This is a genomic window from Syntrophomonas sp. UBA1041 (assembly GCF_002316705.1).
Classification (GTDB): domain Bacteria; phylum Bacillota; class Syntrophomonadia; order Syntrophomonadales; family Syntrophomonadaceae; genus DTU019.
This window is the reverse complement of the sequence record NZ_DCEA01000012.1, coordinates 11,046-13,391: the sequence shown is the minus strand read 5'-3', so window position 1 is coordinate 13,391 and position 2,346 is coordinate 11,046. Positions and strand designations below refer to the sequence as shown.

General features: G+C 43.1%; 3 protein-coding genes, 1 pseudogene and 1 riboswitch. Of the genes and pseudogenes, 1 reads left to right on the top strand and 3 read right to left on the bottom strand.

The genetic code is table 11. The features are described 5' to 3' along the window. Together B2633_RS02380 and B2633_RS02375 are read right to left on the bottom strand one after the other, a co-directional pair. A partial coding sequence (locus B2633_RS02380) for a nitronate monooxygenase (RefSeq protein WP_483168933.1) occupies positions 1-254 on the bottom strand: 254 nt, incomplete at its 3' end. A gap of 89 nt (positions 255-343) precedes the next feature. Next, a complete protein-coding gene (locus tag B2633_RS02375) occupies positions 344-637 on the bottom strand; it encodes a YciI family protein (RefSeq protein WP_483168932.1) in 294 nt (97 codons plus the stop codon). 109 nt (positions 638-746) lie between these two features. Here B2633_RS02375 and B2633_RS02370 point away from each other — a divergent pair, with 109 nt between their 5' ends. Next, entirely contained in the window at positions 747-1,577 is an 831-nt protein-coding gene (locus B2633_RS02370) for a helix-turn-helix transcriptional regulator (RefSeq protein ID WP_483168930.1), read from the top strand. Positions 1,578-1,796: 219 nt separating this feature from the next. Next, positions 1,797-1,885: riboswitch (cyclic di-GMP riboswitch) on the bottom strand. Between the two features lie 15 nt (positions 1,886-1,900). On the opposite strand, the pseudogene B2633_RS02365 reads toward B2633_RS02370, so the two are convergent. Further along, positions 1,901-2,346, bottom strand: a pseudogene (locus B2633_RS02365) (hypothetical protein); the annotation flags it as partial.

Here is a 2,346-nt window from a genome sequence, read left to right as displayed (position 1 = left end):
ATGCAAACCGGCCCGGCCGCTTCCAGTAAATCGGGAATCATTAACAAATTTGCTCCAAAAGGCTTATCAGTTGCCTTTTTGACCTCGCGTATCAACATTTTTAGTATTTCAGGAGTAGCGTTACCTGTACCTAGGACACCCAGACCTCCCGCCTTGGACACTCCAATTACCAGAGATGGCGAAGCTGCCCATACCATTGCCCCTTGAATGACGGGGTATTTTATTCCTAATACCTGACTTACAATATTGCTCATTTCCAACACCCCCTTATATTGATCTGTCAATTCAACAATTACATCTTTGACTTTTCCCTTGATTTCTTTTCGGGTAAGGTGCTTTGTGTTTATTCAAACCATTGCTTGAGATAATCCTGATAGGCATTTGAGGAAAATTCGATAATGCGGTATTGTTGAATACCCTCTTTTACTACAGGGTCATCATCGCAGAATTTTTGTATATTACTCGATTTTACTATAGCAATGCCACCGCTACCACCGGGTATGGGGCCGGTTAGCAGTACAGAACCGTTTTCTAATCCTGCCTTTAGGTAAGCGAAGTGGTTAGCCATTGCTTTTTTCAGATTCTCCCCTATAGGATGGTTTTCTACAAAGGTTCCCTCTAACAAATAGTATTTCATGCTAAATCCTCCATTCAAGTTATTATAGTGTTATCTTACCAATCGTGTTATAATAGTACAAGAAGCCTATTTATACTATTACTAATACTAACAGGATAGGAGGAAGATAATGAAAAAAACTGAGCCAAATAGATATACTGAACTGGGCGAATTTCTTAAAGCGCGCCGGAATAAAGTCAAGCCGGAGCAGAAAGGGATTTCGGTTGGAGCAAGGCGGCGCACACCGGGGCTACGTCGTGAGGAAGTCGCGCAATTGGCTGGAATAGGGCTTACATGGTATACATGGCTTGAACAAGGCAGGGAAATAAATGTATCCGACACTATATTGGATAGTTTGTCGAGAGTGTTTTTATTAACCGACGAGGAGCGCAGTCATTTATATGCTTTAGCGAATAAGTCTTTACCGAAGCAGGTAGAGGCTTCCCAGACTATTAATGACAGAGTAATCAATTTTCTTGAAAAGCTGGATTTATTATATTGCCCTGCATATATTACCGATTGCCATTGGAACTTAGTTAAATGGAATAACTATGCGACGATTGTTTTTGGGGATTTCAGCCAGCTTCCCACATATGAACGAAACATAATCTACATGATGTTTTGCAACCAAGACTACATATCACTTTTTGAACAATGGGAATTACACGCAAAAGAGATATTGGCAAGATTTCATGCGACTTTCGCTAGACACATAGATGATCCATGGTTTAGTGGTTTTATACAAGACATGAAAAATAAAAGTGAGAAATTTGCTGCTTTGTGGGCGCTATATGATGTTAATAGTATGTCGGATATCGTAAAAAATCTTATACATCCGACATTAGGTAAACTTACTTTTGATTTTGTAAGCCTTGATATTTTCGATAATCAAAATCTTAAATTGCTGGTGTATAATCCAGACAATGAAACTTCGCTTTGTTTGAGCAAATCAATTTTATAAGCACCAATATGCGAAACAGCGAATATCTAAAGGCAGATATTCGCTGTTCGTGCATTTTAGGTTTTCCACTAAACGGCAAGCAATTCCACTGGATAAGGTAGAATAAGTTGCGCAAATTGAAAAAGCCGGTATCCCCGTTATCCATATGATCCGTCAAAAGCCGTATAAAAGTGAGCAAGGGCCAGCCCTCTGTTTAGAGAGGGCTGGCCCTTTGCGGTTTTTGGCAGCCAGGCTATCCTAACGTCCGAAAACGCCTTAGACCCTCAGCTTTGCGACACCGGTTTTCACCGGGTGTGCCCGTGGTTTTCATTATTTTGTTGTCGCTACTTTGTTTTTCTCACGCCGTTTTCATCGACCTCGTACTCGTCGATTTTGGTGCTCTTGGCAAGGGAACCGTCGGCATTGAAGTAATACCACTTGCCGTCGATCTCCAGCCATTTCCCAGCAACCATGATGCCGTCTTTGTTGAAGTAGTAGGTCTTGTTGCTGCCGTTTGCGCCTAAATCCCAAAAGCCCACCAGTATGATGTTCCCGGAGTAGAAACGCCAGTTTCCGGCGTCATCCTTGACCCAGCCGGTTTTCAGCGTTCCATCGGTGTTGAAGAAATACTTCGTGCCACCGATGGTCTGTGTGCCGGTAAGGGCCTTGCTGTCCTTGTAGTAGAGATACTGTCCGGCGTCGTTTTTCGCCCAGCCCTGTGCCGTATCCGGGTCAATGGTCAGCTTGATATAGCGGTGGAGCATGGAGCTGACCTCCGCGCGGGTGGCGC

What these genes read in the sequence shown, in the direction of transcription:
- B2633_RS02375 (WP_483168932.1), bottom strand. Translation starts at nt 637, where the DNA reads ATGAAATACTATTTGTTAGAGGGAACCTTTGTAGAAAACCATCCTATA.
- B2633_RS02370 (WP_483168930.1), top strand. Translation starts at nt 747, where the DNA reads ATGAAAAAAACTGAGCCAAATAGATATACTGAACTGGGCGAATTTCTT.